This is a genomic window from Stenotrophomonas sp. 610A2 (assembly GCF_030549615.1).
GTDB classification, from domain to species: Bacteria; Pseudomonadota; Gammaproteobacteria; order Xanthomonadales; family Xanthomonadaceae; genus Stenotrophomonas; species Stenotrophomonas pigmentata.
Map to the genome: position 1 here is coordinate 4,438,927 of NZ_CP130832.1, position 21,946 is coordinate 4,460,872.

A 21,946-nucleotide genomic window follows, 5' to 3' on the forward strand; every position below is an offset into this window, starting at 1 on the left:
GCAACACCTATGATGGCTTCACTCCCCTCTGTTGATGGATATCCAACCCGATGCGCATCCTGATTCTCGGTGCCGGTGGTACCGGTGGTTACTTTGGTGGTCGGCTGGCGCAGGCCGGCGTTGATGTCACCTTCCTGGTGCGCGCCAACCGCGCTGCACAGCTGGACCGCGATGGCCTGGTGATCCGCAGCCCGCTCGGTGACGCCGCATTCCCGGTTGCGCATGTCACTGCCGACGCCTTGCCGCAGCTGGCGAAGGAACAGCCCTTCGATCTGGTCATCCTCAGCTGCAAGGCCTATGACCTGGACAGCTCGATCGAAGCGATCGCACCCGCGGTTGGCACCAACACCACCGTGTTGCCGATCCTCAATGGCCTGCGCCACTACGCTGCGCTGGATGCGCGCTTCGGCCGCGAAAACGTGCTCGGCGGCCTGTGTTTCATCAGCGCCACCAAGGCCGACGACGGCGCAGTGCTGCACCTGGACAAGCCGGCCAAGATCACCTTCGGCGAACGCGACGGCGCGACCGACAGCGCACGCGTGGCAGCACTGGCCAAGGCCTGTGAAAGCGCCGGCATCGATCACGTCGCCTCGGTCGATATCGCCCAGGAGCAATGGATCAAGTACACCTTCCTGACCGCACTCGCCGCCGGCACCTGCCTGATGCGCGCCGACGTCGGCACCATCGTTGCCAGCGACCACGGCACCGCCTTCATGCAGGCCTTGTATGCCGAATGCCTGGCGGTCGCTGCGCAGGCCGGGCAGCCGATTCCTGCGAAGGCGCAGGAAATCGCGCTGGGCGCGATCACCAAGCCCGGCTCGCCGGCCAAGGCCTCGATGCTGCGCGATCTGGAAGCCGGTCAACGCGTGGAATCGGCGCATATCGTCGGCGACATGCTCGGCCATGCACTTGCCGCCGGCCAGGCCGCACCGCTGCTGCAGGCCGCGTATTGCCACCTGCAGGCCTATGAGGCGCAGCGCGGCAGCTGATGCGCAGCCGCTCCGGGCAGACGGCTGCATGCAGCCGTCACCGGACTGGTCTATCGTCGCGGGTACAGGGGCTGACCGCGCGAAGGACCGACATGATCAACCGACATACACTGGCCTTGGGCTGCGTGCTGGGAGCGATGCTGCTGGGCTGCAATCGCCCGCAGCCGGAGCAGGCGGCAACGCCGGCAGCGGCTGCTTCCGCTGATACGCCAGGCACCACGCCCACGGGCACCGCATCCGCACAAAGCGGCATCCATGACCGTGAAGGCAAACCGGTACCGGTGCTGGCCTTCGATATCAGCGGCGTCGCGGTGACCGACAAACCCCTGCCCGCGCTGCCTTTCCTGGCCCTGCCGCAGGGCTATGAACCCTTGAACACACCGCACGTGCGCGCCTGGGCACGCTTCCCGGTGCGTCTGGACGACGGCGTGCACTGGGTGGAAGGACCGAGTTGGTCAGCGCAGATCGCCACCCAGGGCAGTTCCGGCAAGGCGTTTTCCGCACAGGAACTAAAGCGCAATCTCGACAGCCAACTCGTTGCCGCAGGTGCCAGCAAGGTGTTCGACGGCCCCGAGCGCCGCGATATCTACTACGGACCGCAGCTGGAAGACGAGATCGGCGGTGGCTTCATCGATGCGGTCAACAACAGCTCCGATGCGCCGACCAGCGTGTACGTGATCCGCCAGGCACAACGCAATGTATGGGTGCAGCTGTCGCTGGACGACATGCATGCCGGGCTGGTGGTGCTGGAGGAAGTGCCGTTCAACGCCAGCGCGCAGTGGTCCAGCGAGTTCCCGCACCTGACGCTTCCTGCCGACTACGGCGACCGCAACAAGCCTGTGCAACACGATCTGGACAGCTTTCCATTCTGGACAGGCGAGCACTTTGAGCAGGTCAAGGGGAGGACCTGGGCGGCCGATTTCGACAAGGGCGAGCACGCGTACTCGATGCACGAAGTGCGCCGCAACCTCGAGGCGATGATGGCGGCGGCAAATGCTACCAAGGTGTTCGACGGCCGCATTCCCAAGGAGCAGGCCGAATCGGTTCCGCAGGCGCTGCGCGCCGCATATTCGGGCAGCGCCGGCTACAACTGGGACGATTTCAACCTGCTGGTATACCGCGCGGACCTGGCCGATGGTCGGCAGATCTGGGTGCATGCGCGCCTGGAGTATCTGAGCGCCGGCTGGGTGGTGGTTGAACGTCTGCGATCCGAACAGGACGATGCCGCGCCGCCGTCAGCGACGACGGCTGTAATCGTCAGGTAAAGTCGATCCGCTGCTGACTGCACAAGGGGCCGCGATGCGCGGCCCTCCCGTCACAGCTGCGGCAGGCGGAAAAACGCGCGGGTTGCGGCAGTGGCATTGGCAGCGGTGATCGCCACGTCTTCGCCACGGTCGCGGGCCAGTTCCTCGACGATATGCGACAGGAAGGCCGGCTCGTTGCGGCGATCCTTGGGCAGCGGACGCATCGTGCGCGGCAGCAGGTACGGCGCGTCGGTCTCGATCATCAGGCGCTCGGCCGGGATGTGCTTGACCAGCTCACGCAGATGCGCGCCACGGCGTTCGTCACACAGCCAACCGGTGATGCCGATATACCAATCGCGGTCCAGGTAATCGAACAGCTCGCGGCGCTCGGCGGTGAAGCAATGCACCACCGCCGGACCCAACTTGCCGTCAAAGTTCTTCATCATCGCGATGAAGTCGTCATGCGCGTCGCGCTGGTGCAGGAACAGCGGCTTGCCGTTCTCGCTGGCGATCTGCAGCTGGCGCTCGAAGGCCTTGCGCTGGGACGGACGCGGCGAGAAATCGCGATTGAAATCCAGGCCACATTCGCCCACCGCCACCACTTCCGGATGCGAATGCAATGCGCGCATTTCCGCATCGCATTCGTCGGTGTACTCGCTGGCGTGGTGCGGATGCACACCGGCCGTGGCGTACAGGAAGCCCGGATGGCGCTGCGCCAACTGCAAGGCCATCGGCGAGTGCTCGCGGCTGGCACCGGTGATCACCATCTGCACCACGCCAGCGGCGCGGGCGCGCTCCAGCACCGCGTCCAGGTCGCGATCAAAGGATTCGTGGGTGAGGTTGGCGCCGATGTCGATCAGTTGCATTGAGCTGGGTGTGGTGAGGCGGAAAGGTGAATTGTAGAGGTTTGCCCGCAGGCGAGCCCTGTACAGCATGAACGGAACCCCATAGCCCGGGTAAGCGCTGCGCACCCGCAGGCGTTTCGCGGATTCGTCAGATGCCATGCGCACAGCCCCGGGTGCGCTGCGCTTACCCGGGCTACGGTTGCCAGCGACGCATCTGGCGCGCGGCTTCTACAATGCCGCAATGGCAACTGCATTCCCCATCACTCCACTGCTCCCCGACATCCTCCAGCAGCTGGCCGCGCACACGCGGCTGGTGCTGGAAGCACCACCCGGCGCCGGCAAGACCACCCAGGTGCCGTTGGCGCTGCTGGATGCGCCGTGGCTGCACGGCGGCAAGATCATCATGCTGGAACCGCGCCGGGTCGCCGCGCGCAGTGCCGCCACGTTCATGGCCAAACAGCTGGGTGAGCCGGTTGGCGAGACCGTCGGTTACCGCATCCGCTTCGAGAACAAGGTGTCCGCGCGTACCCGTATCGAGGTGGTCACCGAAGGCATCCTGACCCGCATGCTGCAGGACGACCCGCTGCTGGAAGGCGTGGGCGCGCTGCTGTTCGATGAATTCCACGAGCGCCATCTGTCGGCCGATCTTGGTCTTGCCTTGGCGCTGGACGTGCAATCGCAGCTGCGCGACGACCTGCGCATCGTAGTGATGTCGGCAACGCTGGATGGTGAGCGGCTGGCGCAGTTCCTGGATGCGCCGCGACTGTCCAGCGAAGGCCGCAGCTATCCGGTGGAGATAAGCCATTTCCCCGCCCGCCGCGACGAGGCGCTGGAAGCGCAGACCCGGCGCGCGGTGGAACAGGCGGTGGCCGAGCATCCTGGCGACGTGCTGGTGTTCCTGCCGGGGCAACGGGAGATTGCGCGGGTGCAGGCCGCTCTGAGCCCCTCCCCCTCCGGGGGAGGGGTTGGGGAGAGGGTAAGTGGCGCAGCCACCCGCACTACCCAATTGCAAGAGGCTTCGCCCGCACCCTCATCCGGCGCTGCGCGCCACCTTCTCCCGACGGGAGAAGGATATGAGGTGCTCCCCCTCCACGGCGAGCTGCCGATCGAACAGCAAACCCGCGTGCTGCAGCCCGATCCCGACGGCCGCCGCCGCGTGGTGCTGGCCACCAATGTCGCCGAATCCTCGGTCACCCTGCCTGGCGTGCGGGTGGTGATCGATGCCGGGCTGGCGCGCGAACCGCGCTACGACCCCAATAGTGGCTTCTCGCGCCTGGATGCAGTGACCATCTCGCAGGCCTCGGCCGACCAGCGCGCCGGCCGCGCCGGTCGCGTGGCATCCGGTTGGGCGTGGCGGCTTTGGCCGCAATCACAGCGACTGGAATCACAGCGGCGTCCGGAAATGGCGCAGGTGGAACTGGCCGGGTTGGCATTGGAACTGGCAGCCTGGGGCAGTGACACGCTGCGCTTCGTCGATCCACCGCCGAGCGGCGCACTCTCGGCCGCGCGCGAACTGCTGCAGCGGCTGGGCGCCTTGAGTGCGGACAACACCATCACCGCATTGGGCAAACGCATGCTGGCGATGGGCACGCATCCGCGCATGGCGGCGATGCTGCTGTCCGCGGGCAATCCCCGCGAGCAGGCGTTGGCCGCCGATGTTGCCGCCCTGCTGGAAGCGCGCGATCCACTGCGTCAAGGCGGCGATGCACTGGCCGCGCGTTGGCGCGCCCTTGCCGCCTTCCGCAATGGCCGCGCGCCCTACGACGCCAACCGCGGTGGCTTGGCTGCGATTGATTCGGCAGCCAAGCAATGGCGCCGCCGCCTGCGCTGCGATAACGCGCCGCCAACGGATATCGAAGCGCATGAACTCGGCGACCTGCTCGCCCATGCCTTCCCCGACCGCATCGCCACCCAGCACCCGAATGATCCGCAACGCTACCAGCTGGCCAATGGCCGCAGCGCACGCCAGTTCGACAACAGCGACCTGCGCGGCGAACCCTGGCTGGTGATCAGCGAATTGCGCCATGACCCACGCGATGCGCTGATCCTGCGTGCGGCACCGGTGGACGAACAGCGCCTGCGCCGCGACTTTCCCGATCGTTTCAAGACGCAGGATGTGGTGCGCTGGAACAGCGCCAAGCGCGCACTGGAAGCGCGTCGTGAAAGCAGCTTCGAGCGCATCGTGCTGGACAGCCGCCCTGCCGGACAGGTGGACCCTGCACGCGCTGCACGCGCACTGACAGATGCGGTCCGCGAACTGGGCCTGGATGCCTTGCCATGGACCGAGAACCTGCAGCAGCTGCGCTGGCGGGTGATGGGCCTGCGTAAATGGATGCCGGAACTCGAACTGCCAGACTTATCCGATGCGGCGCTGTTGGAGACGTTGGACGATTGGCTGTTGCCAGCCTTCAACGGCAAGACGCGCCTGGAAGCCCTGTCCGAGGAAGAGCTTGGCGAAGCACTGAAGTCCGGCATCGACTGGAGCAAGCGGCAACTGGTGGATCGTCATGCGCCGACGCGCATCAGTGTGCCTTCGGGAATGGAGCGGCGCATCGAGTATGCGTTGGACGATGACGGCATCAGCCCGCGCCCGCCGGTACTGGCGGTGAAGCTGCAGGAGCTGTTTGGCCTGGCTGATACGCCGCGCATTGCCGATGGCCGTGTGCCCTTGCTGATGCACCTGTTGTCGCCGGCTGGAAAGCCCTTGCAGGTGACTGGTGACCTGCGCAACTTCTGGCAGAACACTTATGCGGAAGTTAAGAAAGAAATGAAGGGGCGCTATCCAAGGCATCCGTGGCCGGATGATCCCTGGAGTGCTACGGCGACCCATCGGGCGAAGCCGCGGGGGACTTGATTGGGGTTTGGGGTTTGAGGTTTAAGCGAAAGCCGAAGCAAGAGCAGGAGCACCCCTCCCCAACCCTCCCCTGTGCTGCGCACAAGGGAGGGGGCAAGGCGGGGCGCTGCGCTCTGACAGATTGCCAAGAACCGCCCCCTCCCTTTGCCGCAGGCAAGGGGAGGGTTGGGGAGGGGTAGCTTTTGCCGCTCTCCGTTGCCGTTGCCGTTACTTCAGCTTCAGCCTTCCACAACCACGCCCAACGCTTCCCGGCTAACATCCCCTACACGGCCCTCTGGTAAGAATGGGGGTCTGGCCCTCATCTACATGGAGTCCCCACATGAGCAAGTTCAGCGATATCACCGGCCCGGCACTGGAGCGTGCACTGGAACTGGTCAACAGCGCCGGTGGCAACATCAAGCACGGTGGTTCCAGCGCAGCCGAATGGCTCAAGACCGGTGCCGCCATTGGTGCGATGAAGACCGGCGGCCGTGCCGTCACCCGCGTCGCCAAGCGCAACCCGACAGCTACCGTGGCCGTTGCAGCGGTTGGCCTGGGCCTGATTGGCTATGCGCTGTACCGCAAGAACAAGCGCGACAACGAGGCCATCGAGGCCAAGTCGCGGCAGATCGCGCAGCGTCGCCGTCATGCGGCCAGCGTGACTGATGAGACCAGCGATATTGGTAGCGACGCCTGAGTTTCTGGGGTGGTGCTTGAGGCAAGAGCTACCCCTCCCCAACCCTCCCCTGCGCTTTGCGCAAGGGAGGGAGCGGGTCCTGTCGTTTGCTAGATACCTAGTTCTGCCAGTACGGCTGCAGTGGATTGGCCCACTTCGTCCAGCTGCGGATTGATACGGCCCGGCTCGTTGGCGAACTTGATCGGTATGCCCAGGTGGGTGCCACCCTGTGCATCGGTCCAGACCATTTCGCGTGCACGTGTATGCGGATCATTGAAGGCTTCGGTCAAGGTCTTGACCGGTGCCCAGCACACGTCGATGTCGTGCAGGAACAGCGCCCATTCCACCAAGGTTCGCCGGGCGAAGGTTTCGGCCAGGAATTCCTTGACCGGGTCCTGTCCCGTCCCCGGTGGCAGGTGGCACAGATGGATCAGATCAGCGCGGCCTAGCGCGTTCAACAGGTTCTCGGCGAATTTGTGCTCGGCACCGCCGAGTGCGATCCAACGATCGTCGGCGCAGCGGTACAGCTTGTACAGCGCATTGCCGCCCCAGCTGCGTTCTTCCTTGACCACCGGGTCGCGACCGAGTGCGAACGGCGGGCCCAGCACGTTCGGCAACCACGCCATCAGCGCGTCCTGCATCGACAGATCGATGTAATCGCCCTCGCCCGTGCGCTCGCGGCGGAACAAGGCCATCAGGATGCCGTTGAGCGCCATAAGCGATCCGGCCATGTCGGCCACCGGCATATGCGGCATCGCCGGCGTACCATCCGGCGCGCGGTTCAGGCTGACCACGCCGGTATCGGCCTGCATCGCCAGATCGTGGGCAGGCCGGTTGACCTTGGGACCGGTCTGGCCGAAGGCGCTGATCGAGCAGTACACCAGCTTCGGGTTGATCGCTTTGCAGCTTGCGTAGTCGATGCCAAGCCGCTTGGCGACGCCAGGGCGGAAGGCTTCCACCACCACATCGGCCCACTCGACCAGCTTGGCGAAAGCGGCCTTGCCGTCGGTGCTTTTCAGATCCAGCACGATGCAGCGCTTGCCGCGGTGGGTGTTGCGGAACCAGGTCGAAACACCGGCCTGCTTGAGCCCGACTTCGCGCACCGGTTCACCACCGGGCGGCTCGATCTTGATCACGTCGGCGCCATGATCAGCCATCATCATGGTCAGGTGCGGGCCGGGCAGGAACAGCGACAGATCAAGTACGCGTACGCCTTCAAGCTTCATCATCGATTCCCTTGCATCACGCACCGAGCAGGCGCGTGCGGTCTGCATCGTTGTAACCCAGCTCACGCAGCAATGCATCCGCGTCGGCATTGAGTGGCGGGCAGGCATTGCCGCTCAGGCGCTGGCCATCGAGCTTGATCGGGTTACGCAGCAGGCGTTGCATGCCCTGTGCATGCTCGACGTCCTGCAGCATGTCGACATCCCGCACATAGGGATTGTCCAGCGCCTGGGCGATGTCCAGCACCGGCGCGATCGGAATACGGCCGGCGAACTTCTGCGTCCAGTAAGCGGTGGGCTGAGTGGTGAGGATTTCGTCGACCAGCACGGTCAGCTCGTCACGCACCTTGCGCCGCTCGCCGAAATTGGCGAAGCGCGGCTCGGCGGCCCAGGCCGGATTGCCGATGCCTTCGACAAAGGTCTGCCAGAACTTCTCCAACATGCACATCACCATCACCCATCCGTCGGCGGTGCGATAGACCTGGCAGGGCACGGTGGATGGGTGCGCACTGCGCGACAGGCGCTCGGTGCGGTGGCCTTCGTTGAGGTACCAGGTGGCCGGATAGCTCAGCTGATGCAAAGCCACATCGAACAGGCTGACATCGACATCGCGACCAAGACCAGTGCGCATCGCGCCGATGATGGCGGCGAGCAGGCCCATCGACATCGTGGTGCCGGTCATGAAGTCGACCATCGACAGACCGAAGCGTGCCGGTGGCGCGTCTGGCTCACCGGTCAACGCCATGAAGCCGGCTTCGGCCTGCATCAGGTAGTCGTAGCCCGGCCATGCGGCGCGCTCGTTGTCGCGGCCGTAGGCGGACAGATGGGCGCAGACGATCTTCGGGTTGAGCTTGCTGAGCGTGGCGTAGTCCAGGCCGAGCTTGCCGGGCTGGTCACCGCGCAGGTTGTTGAGCACGGCGTCGGCGCTGGCGACCAGCTTCTCGAAGACCTCGCGGCCTTCGGCGGCTTTCAGGTCCAGCCGCAGCGAGCGCTTGTTGAGATTGAAGGTCTGGAAAAACAGGCTGTCGCCTTCGCCCAGGAAATACGGGCCGGTGGCGCGCGACACGTCGCCGCCCGGTGGGGATTCGATCTTGATCACTTCCGCGCCGAGGTCGGCCAGATGCATCGAGCCATAAGGGCCAGCACCGTATTGTTCGACGGCAAGGATGCGTAGTCCCTGCAGGGGAAGGTCTTTCATGTGTGGCCTCTGGTTTTGAAAAAGCACCGCGGTGGTTGAGGACCGCGGTGAAGGGATGCTGCTGCGTCTACTTGGCTGTTGCTTTGGTTTGGCTGTTGCTTTGACTGGTGCTTTGGCTTTGGCTTTTGCTTTGGCTTTTGCTTTTGCTTTTGCTTTGGCTGTCGCCTTGGCTTCGGCTTCTGATCTATCCCTTCTCCCGCTTGCGGGAGAAGGTGCCCGAAGGGCGGATGAGGGGAGCTTTTGACTTCGCCCGTAGAGCTTCCCCTCACCCCAACCCCTCTCCCGCATGCGGGAGAGGGGCTTCTGCGTTTCTGGCTTTGCTTGTAGAGCTTGCCCTCACCCCAACCCCTCTCCCGCGCGCGGGAGAGGGGCTTCTGCGTTTCTGGCTTTGCTTGTAGAGCTTCCCCTCGCCCCAACCCCTCTCCCGCGAGCGGGAGGGGGGCTTTGCGTCTGATGCAATTCGGAAAGGGGCTTTGGTCTGCTTGGGCTGTTAGATCTTGTTTCTTGCCACCAGCTGCTTGGCAATGATGATGCGCTGCATTTCATTGGTACCTTCACCAATGCACATCAGCATCGCGTCACGATGGAAGCGCTCGATGTCGTATTCCACCGAGTAGCTGTAGCCACCAAAAATCCGCATGCCTTCCTGCGCGCAATACGCGCCGGTTTCGGTGGCGAAGTACTTGGCCATGCCCGCTTCCATGTCGCAGCGCTCGCCCTTGTCGTAGGCATTGGCCGCGCTCTCGATCAGCAGCTTCGACGCTTCAACCTTGGCCGCCATCTCGCCCAGCTTGAGCTGGATGGCCTGGTGCTCGGCAATCGGCTTACCAAAGGTCATGCGTTCCTGTGCATATCGAACCGACAAACGCAGCGCTCCTTCGGCAATACCACACCCGCGTGCGGCCACATTGATACGACCCAACTCCAGGCCACCAACCGCATGCTGGAAGCCCTGCCCTTCAATGCCACCGAGCAGGCAGTCGGCCGGCACCTTGTAGTCCTGGAATACCAACTCGCAGGTATCGATGGCGCGGTAGCCGGACTTCTTCATCTTCTTGGCAACGATGAAGCCCTCGCCCTTCTCGGCGATGAACATGCTCATGCCCTTGTGGCGCGGCTGCGCCTCCGGGTCGGTCTTGACCAGCAGCAGCACCATGTCGCCATACATGGAATTGGTGATCCAGGTCTTGGCGCCATTGATGACGTAATGATCACCGTCGCGCTTGGCAACAGAGCGGATCGCCTGCAGATCGGTACCGGCGTTGGGCTCGGTCAAACCCAATGCACCGCGCAGCTCACCGCTGGCCATGCGTGGCAGGTATTTCTGCTTCTGCGCCTCGGTGCCACAACGTTCGATGGCAGCAGCCATGATCAGGTGCGAGTTGAAGATGCCGGTCGGCGCCATCCATACCGAAGACACCTTGATCACGATCTTCGCGTAGATCCGCGCTGGCAAGCCCAGCCCACCGTACTCCGGTGAAATGGTGGCACCGAACAGACCGAGATCCTTCATTTCCTCGACCAGATGGTGTGGGTACTTGTCTTCGAGGTCATATTCCTGCGCGATCGGCGCGACGGATTTCTCCACCCAATGATCGATCGAGTCGAGGAGCGCCTGCTCTTCGTCGGGGCCCCACAGCTGTTCCGGTTCGGTGCTCATCATCGCGGCCTCAGTAGTTGACCTTGTCTTCAACCGAATGGCCGCGCTTGGCGATCAGCATGGTGCGGTTGAAGGTGCAGACCAACTTGCCGTCCTGGTTGAAGCCATCGGTACGGCAGGTGACGATGCCCGCGCCCGGACGCGACTTGGATTCGCGCTTTTCCAGCACTTCTGATTCGGCCACCAGGGTGTCACCGACGAACAGCGGGTGGGTCATCTTGATCTCGCTCCAACCCAGGTTGGCGACCGCCTTCTGGCTGACATCGGTGACGCTCATGCCGACCATCAGCGCCACGGTAAATGGCGAGCAGACGATGACCTTTCCGAACTCCGAGGCCTTGGCGTATTCCTTGTCGAAGTGCATCGGATGGGTGTTCATCGTCAACAAGGTGAACCAGGTGTTGTCGGTTTCGGTGATGGAGCGACCGGGGCGGTGCTCGTAGATGTCACCAACATTGAACTCTTCGTAATAGCGGCCAAAGGTTTCGCGGAAGCGGTTTTCGGAAATCTGCTTGACGTTCTGAACCATGACAGTGTCCTTTTGGTACGGGTTGGGCTGGCGCTGGGCGCAGCTTGGTCAAAGAAGGGGCGATCAGGCGTTCAATGGAGCGTTGCGGTCAGCCGGCGCGTACGCCGAGTGCACCGAGTGCGATTGCGCGTTCTGCGGCAATTTCGATAGGACGATCCACCAGCTTGCCGTCGAGCTGGATGGCTTCGCCGCCGCTTGCTGCCAATGCGGCAATGACGCGCTGGGCGCGCTCGTACTCGCCTGCGGTTGGCAGGTAGCGGCTTTGAATGGGATCAACCTGGGCTGGATGGATCGCTGCCTTGGCGGTAAAACCAAGGTCGATCACGCGGTCGGTTTCGTTGACCAGGCCGGCTTCGTCCTTGATGTCGAGGAAGGGCACGTCGAGACAGCCGACGCCGGCTTCGGCGGCGATCGTCGCCAGCTGGACGCGCGGGTGGAAGAAGCTGTCCCAGCCGGCACGACCACGCAGCGCGACGATGTAGTCGAAGCCACCAAACATCAGCGCCTGCAAGCGCGGAATGGCGGTGGCCAGCGCGCGTGCATCCAGCAAGCCCTTCGGCGTTTCGATCTGCGCGATGAAAACAGTGTCGATGCCGGCGAGTGCTGCGTCGGCCTGTTGCAGTTCGGCGACGGTTTCGACTTTGGGCAGCATCACGAAAGCGGGATTCAAGCCTGACGCCGCCAATGCCTGCAGATCCGACTGACCCAGCTCGGTGGACAAGGGATTTATGCGCAGGCCGATTTCGCTACGGCTATCCTGCGTCTCCGCGAGAAACGCGAACAGCGATGCACGCGCGCTTTCCTTGTCCGCCGGAGCAACCGCGTCTTCCAGATCGATGCAGACCTGGTCGGCACCGGTGCCCACCGCCTTGGCGTAGCGCTCCGGGCGCGAGCCCGGCACGAACAGCAGGCAGCGGCGCGGGTTGTTCAATGCGACGCTCATGCTGCGCTCACTTGTGAGGCAAAGTGTTCGGCAATCTGGCGACGGGTGGCGTACCAGGTACCCGGCTTCTGCGCGACATACTGCAGGAACTTCTCGAACGCACCGATGCGACCCGGGCGACCAATGATGCGCAGGTGCAGGCCCAACGACATCACCTTTGGACTGTGCTTGCCTTCGGCGTACAGCGTGTCGAAGCTGTCGACAGCGTAGTCCAGCCAATCCTTGGGCAGGTAGGACGGGGCCACCCACATCTTCATGTCATTGGTATCGAGCTGGTACGGCACCACGATCATCGGCTTGTCGCTGCCGTCGACATCGCCCCAGAACGGCGCGTCGGCCGAGTAGTCGTCCATGTGGTACAGGAAGCCTTCTTCCTGCAGCAGACGGCGGGTGGAGGCGGTATGCAGGTAGCGCGACAGCCAGCCAACCGGGCGTACGCCTGTGGTCTGCTCGATGCTGTCGGCGGCATCGCGGATGAACTGGCGTTCCTGTTCTTCGTTGAAGCGGAACTGGTGGATCCAGCGGTGGCCGTGCGAACACACTTCGTGGCGGCTGCCACGCAGGTAGTCGGCGATTTCCGGTGCCCGCTCCAGCGACACCGCAGCAGCGGTATAGGTACTGGTGACGTTGTACCTGTCCAGCAGCGCGGAGACGCGCGCATGGCCTTCGTTGACGCCGTAGCGGTAATTGGATTCGTTGCCGTAGTTGCGCACCGGTTTGGACAGGGTGACGTGCAGCTCGTCCACCGGCTCGGTGATCTTGTCACCCTGGCCCACGTTGTACTCGGACAGCTCCTCAACATTGACGACCACGGACAAGGCCAGGCGTGCGTCGTTGGGCCACTGGTAGACAGGTTTGGACATGGTGGTCTCGGAGCGGTTATTGGTTACGTGGTGGGGTTTACAGCGTTGCTTCTACTTCGTAGCTGCTTCGGTTCCATCGTTCCCGCGGCAGCAGGAGTGACGGACTGAAGGTTGCTCGGCACTGCCTCAATGGTTCTCCTCACCACCAGAGACATTGATTGCCTCACCAGTGATGTACACCGCGTCGTCCGAGCACAAAAAAGCGGTAGCAGCGGCCGTATCCGAAGGCAGACCCGCACGCCCCGCCGGAATGCGCGCACGCATGTCCGCCAGGTACTGCTCCACGCTCTTGCCCTGCTTTTCAGCGAAGTATTCGTTCTGCCAGGCGCCCAAGCCGGTGGTCACATGGTTCGGGCACACCGCATTGACGTTGATCCCATGCGCTCCCAACTCCAGCGCCGCGACCCGGGTCAGGCCGACCAGGCCGTGCTTGGACGAGCAATACGCCGCTGCATGCGGGAACGCCGACTTGGCCGCCTGCGAAGCGATGTTGACGATGCGGCCGCCACCCTGGGCAATCATCTGCCGGCCGGCATGCTTGATGGTCAGGAAGGCGCCGCGCAGGTTCACACCCAGCACCGCGTCCCATTCCTTGGCATCGATGTCGACCAGCGACTTCATCAGGTAGCCGATGCCGGCGTTGTTGACCAGGATGTCGAGGCGGCCGAAGCGCTCGACCGTGGCCTTGACCACCGCCTCCACCTGCGCCTCTTCCAGCACATCCAGGGCCATCGCCACGCACTCGCCACCGCTGCTGGCAGCCAATTCGGCGGCAACCTGGGCCAGCTCCTCGTCGGTACCGACTGCAGTGACCGGCATCTCGGCGCCACGCACCTGGCCGATATCGGTCAGCACCACCTTGCAGCCTTCCTGCAGCAGGCGCCGGGCAATGCCCTCGCCCAGGCCGGCGCGGCGACCAGCGCCGGTGATGAGTGCGACCTTGCCCTGCAATTCGGGGAAACGAGCCATGACCAATGTTCCTTGTGCGCTTACAGCGCGCTGGTGAGGATGAACAACGGATTGTCAGCGTATTGCTGGAACTGCGCTGCACCGGCCTGCACGGCCGGGTCGGCGAGGTCGGCGCCGAACGCGGCCATGTCCGGAATGCGCATCAGCTCGATGTAGTCGTACGGGGAACTGCCTTCACCAATCAACAGACCGCTGGCCTTGAGTACCTCGAACTTCTCCACCGACGGCAGCGCGTTGACCACCGGCAGGTCGCTGGCACGCGCCCAGGCCTCGTACTCCTCACGGCTGACGCCGGCTTTGAGGTTGAACAGGACGATCACGGTTTGCATGGCTTCCTCCCGGGTAAAAGACTGTGGCACACTTTGTCCGGACAAAGTGTAGGCATGCCATTCGCTCCCGGTCAACGTCGGCGGCGGAAATCCCCCACCGGCGTATCTACCAGCCATAACCCAACTCTTGAGGTGCGTCGATGAAGTTGAAGCGTTATTACCCGTGGTTGATGGCGGTGATGGGGATGCTGGTGCTGCTGGTCTCCAACGGCCTGACCGTGACCGGCCTGACCGCTTTCGACGAATCCCTGCTCAAGGACTTCGGCTGGAGCCGCAGCGAGCTCAAGCTGCGCGACCTGATCACCCTGGTGCTGGCCGGCTGGATGGCGCCGTTCCTGGGTGCGCTGATCGACAAGGTCGGCCCGCGCAAACTGGTGCTGGCGGGCATCGCGCTGCTGGCGGCGCTGTACGCGGCCTATGCGCACATCCATTCGCTGGCCCACCTGTACTGGATCCACGTCGGCTTTGCCGCGGTGCTAGTCGCGGCCGGCCTGAATGTGGCAGTGATCTTCGTCTCGCAGTGGTTTGCCACCCATCGCGGCACCGCAATTGGTATTGCCCTGGTCGGCACCAGCCTCGGCGGCATGGTGTTTCCCAAGCTCGGCGTGCAGCTGATGCAGAGCATGGACTGGCGCACAGCGCTGCTGTGGGAAGCCGCAATTCCATTGGCGTTCCTGATCCTGGCCTTCCTGTTCGTGCGCAGCCCGCGCCCGGGCGGCATCCAGCCCTGGGGCGCGGACACGCTGGCCGCCAAGGCCGCCGCCGGCAAGCCGGCCGCGTCCTCATTGCCGGACCTGAGCTACCAGCAGGCGATGCGCACCCGCACCTTCTGGGTGCTGGCCTTCGTGGCGATGACCACCTTCTTCTCGATCATGGCGGTTGCCTCCAACCTGTTCCTGCACATGCGCGACCTCGGCTTTGAGCCGGCCACCGCTGGCAATGGCCTTGGCCTGATGTTCGGCCTGGCAATGGTGGGCAAGTTCATCTTCGGCTTCCTCGCCGATGTATTGCCGGCCAAGCGCGTGTTCCTGGTCAACCTGGCGATCATGGCCGCAGGTGCATTGATCCTGGCGACGATGCGCGCCGACCTGATCTGGTATTCGCTGGCCCTGTTCGGCCTGGGCTGGGGTGGCCTGTACACGATGATCCAGCTGCTGGCAGTCAACGCCTTCGGACTGAGTTCGGCCGGCAAGATCCTCGGCACCATCACCCTGCTCGATGCGACCACCGCCGGTCTCGGCATCTGGGTGACGGCAAAGATTTTCGATATCACCAAGAGCTACCACATCGCTTTCAGCCTGATCTGCGCGCTGATCGTGCTGGCCCTGCTGGCCGCAACGCTGGTGCGCGACGAACGCGCGCGTGCTTCGGCCGCCTGATCCCCACTACTGCAACGGAGAGACCCCATGCCCGTGATGGAAACGTCCAACCTCACCGCCCGCCAGTACTGGGAGCAGGTCAAGGCCAACCCCAACCGCGCCAAGTTCGGCTTCGGCGCGCGCCCGGCAATCGTCAACATCGATGTGCAGCGCGCCTATACCGATCTGGCCGCGTTCAAGACCGCGTATGAGACCGACCCGCGCCAGATCGAGCACATCAATGCGCTGTCGGCGCAGGTGCGCGCGCTCGGCCTGCCGGTGGTGTGGACCTATGTGGCGTACCTGGAGTCGGGCGAAGACGCCGGTACCTGGGGCACCCGCACCAACACGCCGGACTCACTGCAGAACATCAAGCACGGCTCCGAGCGCGCGCAGTTCGATCCACGCGCAGACGTGCAGCCCGGCGATATCGTCATGCACAAGCGCATGGCCAGCCCGTTCTTCGAAACCAACCTGTGGTCGCTGCTGACCTTCCACAAGATCGACACGCTGATCATCACCGGCGGCTCGACCTCGGGCTGCATCCGCGCCTGCGTGATCGACAGCCTGTCGCGCGGCTACCGCAGCATCGTTCCGGAGGAATGCGTGGCCGACAAACACGAGATCCCGCACTTCGCCAACCTCAGCGACATCATGCTCAAGTACGGCGACGTGGAGCCGGTCGAGCACGTGGCCGCACAGCTGCAGGCGCTGCGCGCATGAACGCCACGACCAAGTCCGATCCGGGCCTGTTTGACTACTGGCCCTACGACAGCCGTCCGAAGATCGAATGGCCGGACGGCGCGCGCGTGGCGCTGTGGATCGCGCCCAACATCGAGTTCTACGAGTACGCGCCGCCGGCCAACCCGCAGCGCAAACCGTGGCCGCGTCCGTTGCCGGACATCCAGGGCTATGGCACGCGCGACTACGGCAACCGAGTCGGCCACCAGCGGATGATGCGGGTGATGGACCAGTACGGCCTGCGCGGCTCGGTATCGCTGTCCACGGCCATGCTCAAGCACCATCCGGAAGTGATCCAGATGGCGGCCGAGCGCAACTGGGAATTCTTCAGCCACGGCATCTACAACACCCGCTACACCTACGGCATGGACGAGGCGCAGGAGCGGGAGATGATCGCGCATTCGATGGCGCTGATCGCCGAGCACACCGGCCAGCATTGCGATGGCTACCTGGCACCGGCGCTGTCGCATTCGGACGCCACCATCGACCTGTTCGCCGAGGCCGGTGGCCTGTACACCTGCGATCTGTTCCACGATGACCAGCCAACGCCGGTCAAGACCCGCTCGGGCAAGCGCTTCGTGTCGGTGCCGTACTCGCTGGAGCTCAACGACACCATCGTCTACGTCACCAACAAGATCGAGCCGCGCCGTTACGGGCAGATGATCAAGGACGCCTTCGACCGCCTGTACGCCGAAGGCGAGCACTCCGGCACGGTGATGTGCGTGCCGCTGCACGCCTACCAGGTCAGCCATCCGCACCGCCTGGCCGCGTTCCACGACGCGATGGACTACATCTGCAGCCACGACAAGGTGTGGAAGGCCACCGGCCGCGAGATCGCCCAACACTATCTGGACAAGCACTACGACGATGCGCTGGCCTCGATGGCGGCGATCAACGCGGAGGAGGCGGCATGAGCCTGGATCGCAGCTTCCTGGAGTACCCGCAGCTGCGCCATGGCATGGACCATGCGCGCTATAGCTGGTCTATGCTGGCCGAGCGCCCGGCCGTGCGCTGGCCCGACGACAAACCGCTGGCACTGTGGATCAACCTGAGCCTGGAGCACTTTCCGCTCAACCCCAAGGGCGAGGGCTTCAAGCCGCACGGCGCAATGGTCATGCCCTACCCGGACCTGCGCCATTACACCTTGCGCGACTACGGCAACCGGGTTGGCGTGTTCCGCGTACTGGATGCGCTGGAAAAGTACGGTCTGCGCGCCAGCACCGCGGTCAACGGCGAACTGGCCGAGCGCTACCCAGCCCTGCTGCGTCGGCTCAAGGCGCGCAGCGCCGAGCTGGTCGCGCACGGCTGGAACATGGACAGCGTGCACTACGGCGGACTGGACCCGGCGCGCGAAGCTGAATACATCCAGCGCAGTTTGGCCGCGCTGGCCCCGTATTCGGACGGCCCCATCCAGGGCTGGTTGTCACCGGCCAGATCGCAGTCCGAGAACACCCCGGAACTGCTGCAACAGGCCGGTTTGCAGTGGTTTGGTGACTGGATCAACGACGAGCTGCCCTACCCCTTCCAGACCGCCAACGGCCCGCTCACCGCACTGCCGTTGTCGCTGGAATTGGAAGATCGCTTCATCGTCGGCGAAAATCTGCATGCCGAGGCCGAGTATGCGGACCAGATGGTCGATGCCTGCGATTTCCTGCTGGAGGAAGCGCAGCGCAACGGACAGGGTCGCCTGCTCGCGCTCAACATCCACCCGTGGGTGATGGGCCAGCCGCACCGCATCAAGCACCTGGAACGCGTGTTCTCCCATCTGGCAGACAACGCAGGGCTGATCTGGAACGCTGCGCCTTCGCAGATCATCGCCGCCTCACGTTGAGGCGGCGGTTCCAGGCAACCGTCGTCGCCAGAAAACGCGCCGGCCTTTACCCAAGAGCCCTTGCATGAACACTGAAGCCAACACCGCCCTGCCGCCGCGCGAAGCGATGGAATTTGACGTCGTCATCGTCGGCGCCGGCCCTGCCGGTCTGGCCACCGCCATCCGCCTGCGCCAGCTGGCGGTCGAGAAGGGCCAGGAATTGTCGGTGTGCGTATTGGAGAAAGGCTCCGAGCCCGGCGCGCACATCCTGTCCGGCGCGGTGATGGACCCGCGCGCGCTCAACGAGCTGTTCCCCGACTGGAAGGAACGCGGTGCGCCGCTGCGGCAGGCCGTCACCCGCGACGAATTCCTGTTCTTGAATGAAACCGGCGCCAAGAGCACGCCGCACGCCCTGCTGCCGGAGTGCTTCCACAACGACGGCAGCTACATCATCAGCCTGGGCGAGGTCAGCCGCTGGCTGGCGCAGCAGGCCGAAGCGCTGGAAGTGTCGATCTTCCCGGGCTTTGCCGCCGCCGAAGTGCTGTACGACGAGAACGGCGCGGTGATGGGCGTGGCCACCGGTGACATGGGCATCCACAAGGACGGCACGCCGGGTCCGAACTACGAGCGCGGCATGGAACTGCATGCCAAGTACACGATCTTCGCCGAAGGCTCGCGTGGCCATCTCGGCCGCCAGCTGATCAGCAGGTTCAAGCTGGACGCCGGCAAGGACCCACAGGCCTACGGCCTGGGCATCAAGGAGCTGTGGCAGATCGATCCGGCCAAGCACGAGCCGGGCCTGGTGGTGCACGCCGCCGGCTGGCCGCTGGACAACGATACCTACGGCGGTGCCTTCCTGTACCACGCCGAAGGCGGCAAGGTCTCGATCGGCTATGTGGTCGGCCTGGACTACAAGAACCCGTGGCTGAGCCCGTTCGAAGAATTCCAGCGCTTCAAGACCCACCCGGCGATCCGCAAGCATCTGGAAGGCGGCAAGCGCGTTGCCTACGGCGCACGTGCGATCACCGCCGGCGGCATCCTGTCGCTGCCCAAGACCGTGTTCCCGGGCGGCGCACTGGTCGGCTGCGAAGCCGGCTACCTCAACGTCAGCCGCATCAAGGGCAGCCACGCCGCGATCAAGACCGGCATGCTGGCCGCCGAGGCCGCGTTCGATGCGCTGGTCGCCGGCCGCTCGCGCGATGAGCTGAGCGCCTATCCGGAAGCGTTCGAGAACAGCTGGCTGAAGGCCGAGCTGCTGCAGGCCAAGAACTTCAAGCAGTGGTTCAAGAAGGGCCGCACCCTGGCCACGCTGATGACCGGCATCGAACAGTGGCTGCTGCCCAAGCTGGGCATCCGCAATGCGCCGTGGACCATCCACCGCACCAAGGCCGACCACGAATGCCTAGAGCCGGCCGCCAGCCAGCCGAAGATCAACTATCCCAAGCCGGACAACGTGCTGACGTTTGATCGCCTGAGCTCGGTGTTCCTGTCCTCGACCAACCACGAGGAAGACCAGCCCAGCCACCTGACCTTGAAGGACGCCAGCGTGCCGGTGAAGGTCAACCTGGCCACCTATGGCGGCCCGGAAGCGCGCTACTGCCCGGCTGGCGTCTACGAGTTCGTCGGCGAAGGCAGCGACACCCGCCTGCAGATCAACGCGCAGAACTGCGTGCACTGCAAGACCTGCGACATCAAGGACCCGACCCAGAACATCGTGTGGGTGACCCCGCAGGGTGGTGGCGGACCGAACTATCCGGCGATGTAAACGTCGCCATCAACCCACAGGAGTTTTGATGAGCATTGTCAGTCCAGGCGCCCGCTTCCGCGAAGCGCTAAAGCAGGAAAGCCCGTTGCAGATCCCCGGTGCGATCAACGCCAACCACGCGTTGCTGGCCAAGCGGGCGGGCTTCCGTGCGGTCTACCTGTCCGGTGGCGGCGTCGCCGCCGGCTCGCTGGGCCTGCCGGACCTGGGCATCAATACCATGGACGACGTGCTCACCGACATCCGCCGCATCACCGACGTCTGCGACCTGCCGCTGCTGTCGGATATCGACACTGGCTTCGGCCCCAGCGCATTCAACATCGCGCGCACGGTGAAGTCGCTGATCAAGGCCGGTGCGGCGGCCTGCCATATCGAAGACCAGGTGGGCGCCAAGCGCTGCGGCCATCGCCCGAACAAGGAAATCGTGTCGCTGGGCGAGATGGTGGACCGGGTCAAGGCCGCTGCCGATGCCAAGACCGATGCGGATTTCTTCCTGATCGCGCGTACCGATGCAATCCAGATGGAAGGTGTGGACGCGGCGATCGAGCGCTCGCTCGCCTGTGTCGAGGCCGGTGCCGACGGCATCTTTGCCGAAGCCTCGTATGACCTTGAGACGTACAAGCGCTTTGTTGATGCGGTGAAGGTGCCGGTGCTGGCAAATCTCACCGAGTTCGGGCAGACGCCTTTGTTCTCGACCGAGGAGCTGGGTTCGGTGGGTGTGGCGATGTGCATCTATCCGCTGTCGGCGTTCCGCGCGATGAACAAGGCAGCGGAGAACGTGTATACCGCGATCCGTCGTGATGGCCACCAGCGCAATGTGGTGGAGACCATGCAGACCCGCGAGGAGCTGTATGAGCGGATCGGGTATCACCGGTTTGAGCAGAGTCTGGATAGGACGTTTGCTGGCAAGAAGTAAGGGTTTGGGTTCAGGGTTTAGAAGTTGAAAGCTTGAAAGCTTGGAAGCTTGAAATGCTAAGAGCTTAAAAGCCGCCCTCACCCCTACCCCTCTCCCGCATGCGGGAGAGGGGACTACTCCGGCACGATTCTGCTTGGGCCGGCATTGCTGACTTCGGCACACTCCGCGAAATCTATCCGGAGCCGAAAACCCACCGCTCAAGAAATGCTCTGAAGCATCCCTTCTCCCGCGTGCGGGAGAAGGTGCCCAACGGGCGGATGAGGGGGCTTTTGCTTCGAGCTTTTGCTTCGAGCTTTTGCTTCGAGCTTTTGCTTCGAGCTTTTGCTTCGAGCTTTTGCTTCGAGCTTTTGCTTCGAGCTTTTGCTTCGAGCTTTTGCTTCGAGCTTTTGCTTCGAGCTTTTGCTTCGAGCTTCTGCTTCGAGCTTTTGCTGCGAGCGCTTTCCGACAAAACCGGAAATGCATGAAATCTCCCTTCTCCCGCCTGCGGGAGAAGGTGCCCAACGGGCGGATGAGGGCGCTCTTGCCTCTGCCCCCTGCTCAAGCTTTCTCAACCACCGCATCCCTGCCCCAAACCCGCCCCCTTTGCTTTCCCCTCCCAGCACCAGCCATCATTGCCAACGCCGAACAACCACGGCCGCCCCCGCACCGAGAAAGCAATGCCCCGCCTGCCACTAATCGCGCTTACCTGCCTGGCACTCAGCGCCTGCGGCCAGCGCGATGCCTTCAACCACAGCGCAAGCGCTGATCCGCATCAACGCGAACTCGAACGCGCCTTCGCCATCTGTGCCGGTTGCCACGACACCCGTGCCAACCTCGGCCACCGCGTCGGCCCCAACCTGCATGGCGTGATCGGCCGCAAGGCTGGTACCGCTCCGGGCTACAACTACTCCGACGCAATGAAGGCCAGCGGCATCACCTGGGATGCACAGACCCTGGATGCCTTCATCAAATCGCCGACCAAGCAGGTGCCCGGCAGCAAGATGGTCAATGCAACCTCCGACCCGGCACGCCGCCAGGCCGTGATCGAGTTCCTGTCCACGCTGCCCGAATAAGCAGCG

21 protein-coding genes and 1 pseudogene are annotated in these 21,946 nt (G+C 63.9%); 13 read left to right on the forward strand and 9 right to left on the reverse strand.

Translation table 11 applies throughout. From position 1 onward, the window contains the following. Positions 1–50: 50 nt before the first annotated feature. Positions 51–989, forward strand: coding sequence for a 2-dehydropantoate 2-reductase (gene panE / locus Q5Z11_RS19700; protein WP_303747958.1), 939 nt, complete (start codon positions 51–53; stop codon positions 987–989). 92 nt (positions 990–1,081) lie between these two features. Further along, entirely contained in the window at positions 1,082–2,254 is a 1,173-nt protein-coding gene (locus tag Q5Z11_RS19705; RefSeq protein WP_303747959.1) for an OmpA family protein, read from the forward strand. Positions 2,255–2,304: 50 nt separating this feature from the next. On the opposite strand, the gene Q5Z11_RS19710 is transcribed toward Q5Z11_RS19705, so the two are convergent. After that, entirely contained in the window at positions 2,305–3,099 is a 795-nt protein-coding gene (locus tag Q5Z11_RS19710) for a TatD family hydrolase (RefSeq protein WP_303747960.1), read from the reverse strand. 220 nt (positions 3,100–3,319) lie between these two features. Between Q5Z11_RS19710 and Q5Z11_RS20800 the strand changes: the two are divergent. From Q5Z11_RS20800 to Q5Z11_RS19720, 3 genes and pseudogenes are all read left to right on the forward strand, one after another. Next, positions 3,320–3,757, forward strand: a pseudogene (locus Q5Z11_RS20800) (DEAD/DEAH box helicase); the annotation flags it as partial. Between the two features lie 30 nt (positions 3,758–3,787). Next, positions 3,788–5,932 (forward strand): ATP-dependent helicase HrpB, encoded by a 2,145-nt coding sequence (hrpB, locus tag Q5Z11_RS19715; RefSeq protein WP_405051707.1) that lies wholly within the window; start codon positions 3,788–3,790, stop codon positions 5,930–5,932. Positions 5,933–6,251: 319 nt separating this feature from the next. Next, positions 6,252–6,608, forward strand: coding sequence for a hypothetical protein (locus Q5Z11_RS19720; protein WP_282268299.1), 357 nt, complete (start codon positions 6,252–6,254; stop codon positions 6,606–6,608). A gap of 89 nt (positions 6,609–6,697) precedes the next feature. Here Q5Z11_RS19720 and Q5Z11_RS19725 read toward each other — a convergent pair whose 3' ends face one another. Then, entirely contained in the window at positions 6,698–7,861 is a 1,164-nt protein-coding gene (locus Q5Z11_RS19725) for a CaiB/BaiF CoA transferase family protein (protein WP_303747962.1), read from the reverse strand. Next, positions 7,830–9,008, reverse strand: coding sequence for a CaiB/BaiF CoA transferase family protein (locus tag Q5Z11_RS19730; protein WP_303747963.1), 1,179 nt, complete (start codon positions 9,006–9,008; stop codon positions 7,830–7,832). The genes Q5Z11_RS19725 and Q5Z11_RS19730 overlap by 32 nt, the downstream gene beginning before the upstream one ends. Positions 9,009–9,063: 55 nt before the next feature. Between Q5Z11_RS19730 and Q5Z11_RS19735 the strand changes: the two genes are divergently transcribed. Then, the gene (locus Q5Z11_RS19735) at positions 9,064–9,252 is read left to right on the forward strand and encodes a hypothetical protein (RefSeq protein WP_303747964.1); all 189 of its coding nucleotides are present in this window, start codon (positions 9,064–9,066) and stop codon (positions 9,250–9,252) included. Positions 9,253–9,498: 246 nt separating this feature from the next. Here Q5Z11_RS19735 and Q5Z11_RS19740 read toward each other — a convergent pair whose 3' ends face one another. From Q5Z11_RS19740 to Q5Z11_RS19765, 6 genes are all read right to left on the reverse strand, one after another. Then, complete coding sequence (locus Q5Z11_RS19740; RefSeq protein WP_303747965.1) at positions 9,499–10,671, reverse strand: acyl-CoA dehydrogenase family protein; 1,173 nt, start codon at positions 10,669–10,671, stop codon at positions 9,499–9,501. 7 nt (positions 10,672–10,678) lie between these two features. Further along, on the reverse strand, positions 10,679–11,197 hold the full coding sequence (locus Q5Z11_RS19745) for a MaoC family dehydratase (protein ID WP_057634054.1): 519 nt from the start codon (positions 11,195–11,197) through the stop codon (positions 10,679–10,681). Between the two features lie 88 nt (positions 11,198–11,285). Next, a complete protein-coding gene (locus tag Q5Z11_RS19750) occupies positions 11,286–12,140 on the reverse strand; it encodes an HpcH/HpaI aldolase/citrate lyase family protein (RefSeq protein ID WP_303747966.1) in 855 nt (284 codons plus the stop codon). After that, positions 12,137–13,003, reverse strand: coding sequence for a polysaccharide deacetylase family protein (locus Q5Z11_RS19755; RefSeq protein WP_303747967.1), 867 nt, complete (start codon positions 13,001–13,003; stop codon positions 12,137–12,139). The genes Q5Z11_RS19750 and Q5Z11_RS19755 overlap by 4 nt, the downstream gene beginning before the upstream one ends. Positions 13,004–13,129: 126 nt before the next feature. Beyond that, complete coding sequence (locus Q5Z11_RS19760) at positions 13,130–13,972, reverse strand: SDR family NAD(P)-dependent oxidoreductase (RefSeq protein WP_303747968.1); 843 nt, start codon at positions 13,970–13,972, stop codon at positions 13,130–13,132. Between the two features lie 20 nt (positions 13,973–13,992). Then, positions 13,993–14,301 (reverse strand): hypothetical protein, encoded by a 309-nt coding sequence (locus Q5Z11_RS19765; RefSeq protein ID WP_303747969.1) that lies wholly within the window; start codon positions 14,299–14,301, stop codon positions 13,993–13,995. Between the two features lie 140 nt (positions 14,302–14,441). Between Q5Z11_RS19765 and Q5Z11_RS19770 the strand changes: the two genes are divergently transcribed. The 7 genes from Q5Z11_RS19770 (at position 14,442) to Q5Z11_RS19800 (ending at position 21,940) form a co-directional block, all read left to right on the forward strand. Beyond that, complete coding sequence (locus Q5Z11_RS19770; protein ID WP_303747970.1) at positions 14,442–15,680, forward strand: MFS transporter; 1,239 nt, start codon at positions 14,442–14,444, stop codon at positions 15,678–15,680. A 27-nt stretch (positions 15,681–15,707) separates the two neighbouring features. After that, the gene (locus Q5Z11_RS19775) at positions 15,708–16,382 is read left to right on the forward strand and encodes an isochorismatase family protein (RefSeq protein WP_303747971.1); all 675 of its coding nucleotides are present in this window, start codon (positions 15,708–15,710) and stop codon (positions 16,380–16,382) included. Then, the gene (locus Q5Z11_RS19780; RefSeq protein ID WP_303747972.1) at positions 16,379–17,314 is read left to right on the forward strand and encodes a polysaccharide deacetylase family protein; all 936 of its coding nucleotides are present in this window, start codon (positions 16,379–16,381) and stop codon (positions 17,312–17,314) included. Before Q5Z11_RS19775 ends, Q5Z11_RS19780 begins: the two co-directional genes overlap by 4 nt. Beyond that, the gene (locus Q5Z11_RS19785) at positions 17,311–18,231 is read left to right on the forward strand and encodes a polysaccharide deacetylase family protein (protein WP_303747973.1); all 921 of its coding nucleotides are present in this window, start codon (positions 17,311–17,313) and stop codon (positions 18,229–18,231) included. The genes Q5Z11_RS19780 and Q5Z11_RS19785 overlap by 4 nt, the downstream gene beginning before the upstream one ends. Before the next feature lie 64 nt (positions 18,232–18,295). After that, a complete protein-coding gene (locus Q5Z11_RS19790; RefSeq protein ID WP_303747974.1) occupies positions 18,296–19,975 on the forward strand; it encodes an electron transfer flavoprotein-ubiquinone oxidoreductase in 1,680 nt (559 codons plus the stop codon). A gap of 28 nt (positions 19,976–20,003) precedes the next feature. Next, positions 20,004–20,888 carry a methylisocitrate lyase gene (gene prpB / locus Q5Z11_RS19795; protein WP_303747975.1) on the forward strand — a complete coding sequence of 295 codons (885 nt, stop codon included), beginning with the start codon at positions 20,004–20,006 and terminating at the stop codon, positions 20,886–20,888. A 656-nt stretch (positions 20,889–21,544) separates the two neighbouring features. Then, positions 21,545–21,940, forward strand: coding sequence for a c-type cytochrome (locus Q5Z11_RS19800; protein WP_303747976.1), 396 nt, complete (start codon positions 21,545–21,547; stop codon positions 21,938–21,940). The last annotated feature ends 6 nt before the right edge of the window (positions 21,941–21,946 follow it).

What these genes read in the sequence shown, in the direction of transcription:
- Q5Z11_RS19800 (WP_303747976.1), top strand. Translation starts at nt 21,545, where the DNA reads ATGCCCCGCCTGCCACTAATCGCGCTTACCTGCCTGGCACTCAGCGCC.
- Q5Z11_RS19745 (WP_057634054.1), bottom strand. Translation starts at nt 11,197, where the DNA reads ATGGTTCAGAACGTCAAGCAGATTTCCGAAAACCGCTTCCGCGAAACC.
- Q5Z11_RS19725 (WP_303747962.1), bottom strand. Translation starts at nt 7,861, where the DNA reads ATGCAGACCGCACGCGCCTGCTCGGTGCGTGATGCAAGGGAATCGATG.
- panE (WP_303747958.1), top strand. Translation starts at nt 51, where the DNA reads ATGCGCATCCTGATTCTCGGTGCCGGTGGTACCGGTGGTTACTTTGGT.
- Q5Z11_RS19750 (WP_303747966.1), bottom strand. Translation starts at nt 12,140, where the DNA reads ATGAGCGTCGCATTGAACAACCCGCGCCGCTGCCTGCTGTTCGTGCCG.
- hrpB (WP_405051707.1), top strand. Translation starts at nt 3,788, where the DNA reads ATGTCGGCAACGCTGGATGGTGAGCGGCTGGCGCAGTTCCTGGATGCG.
- Q5Z11_RS19760 (WP_303747968.1), bottom strand. Translation starts at nt 13,972, where the DNA reads ATGGCTCGTTTCCCCGAATTGCAGGGCAAGGTCGCACTCATCACCGGC.
- Q5Z11_RS19770 (WP_303747970.1), top strand. Translation starts at nt 14,442, where the DNA reads ATGAAGTTGAAGCGTTATTACCCGTGGTTGATGGCGGTGATGGGGATG.
- Q5Z11_RS19720 (WP_282268299.1), top strand. Translation starts at nt 6,252, where the DNA reads ATGAGCAAGTTCAGCGATATCACCGGCCCGGCACTGGAGCGTGCACTG.
- Q5Z11_RS19780 (WP_303747972.1), top strand. Translation starts at nt 16,379, where the DNA reads ATGAACGCCACGACCAAGTCCGATCCGGGCCTGTTTGACTACTGGCCC.
- Q5Z11_RS19710 (WP_303747960.1), bottom strand. Translation starts at nt 3,099, where the DNA reads ATGCAACTGATCGACATCGGCGCCAACCTCACCCACGAATCCTTTGAT.
- Q5Z11_RS19785 (WP_303747973.1), top strand. Translation starts at nt 17,311, where the DNA reads ATGAGCCTGGATCGCAGCTTCCTGGAGTACCCGCAGCTGCGCCATGGC.
- Q5Z11_RS19705 (WP_303747959.1), top strand. Translation starts at nt 1,082, where the DNA reads ATGATCAACCGACATACACTGGCCTTGGGCTGCGTGCTGGGAGCGATG.
- Q5Z11_RS19765 (WP_303747969.1), bottom strand. Translation starts at nt 14,301, where the DNA reads ATGCAAACCGTGATCGTCCTGTTCAACCTCAAAGCCGGCGTCAGCCGT.
- Q5Z11_RS19790 (WP_303747974.1), top strand. Translation starts at nt 18,296, where the DNA reads ATGAACACTGAAGCCAACACCGCCCTGCCGCCGCGCGAAGCGATGGAA.
- Q5Z11_RS19735 (WP_303747964.1), top strand. Translation starts at nt 9,064, where the DNA reads ATGCTGCTGCGTCTACTTGGCTGTTGCTTTGGTTTGGCTGTTGCTTTG.
- Q5Z11_RS19755 (WP_303747967.1), bottom strand. Translation starts at nt 13,003, where the DNA reads ATGTCCAAACCTGTCTACCAGTGGCCCAACGACGCACGCCTGGCCTTG.
- prpB (WP_303747975.1), top strand. Translation starts at nt 20,004, where the DNA reads ATGAGCATTGTCAGTCCAGGCGCCCGCTTCCGCGAAGCGCTAAAGCAG.
- Q5Z11_RS19740 (WP_303747965.1), bottom strand. Translation starts at nt 10,671, where the DNA reads ATGATGAGCACCGAACCGGAACAGCTGTGGGGCCCCGACGAAGAGCAG.
- Q5Z11_RS19730 (WP_303747963.1), bottom strand. Translation starts at nt 9,008, where the DNA reads ATGAAAGACCTTCCCCTGCAGGGACTACGCATCCTTGCCGTCGAACAA.
- Q5Z11_RS19775 (WP_303747971.1), top strand. Translation starts at nt 15,708, where the DNA reads ATGCCCGTGATGGAAACGTCCAACCTCACCGCCCGCCAGTACTGGGAG.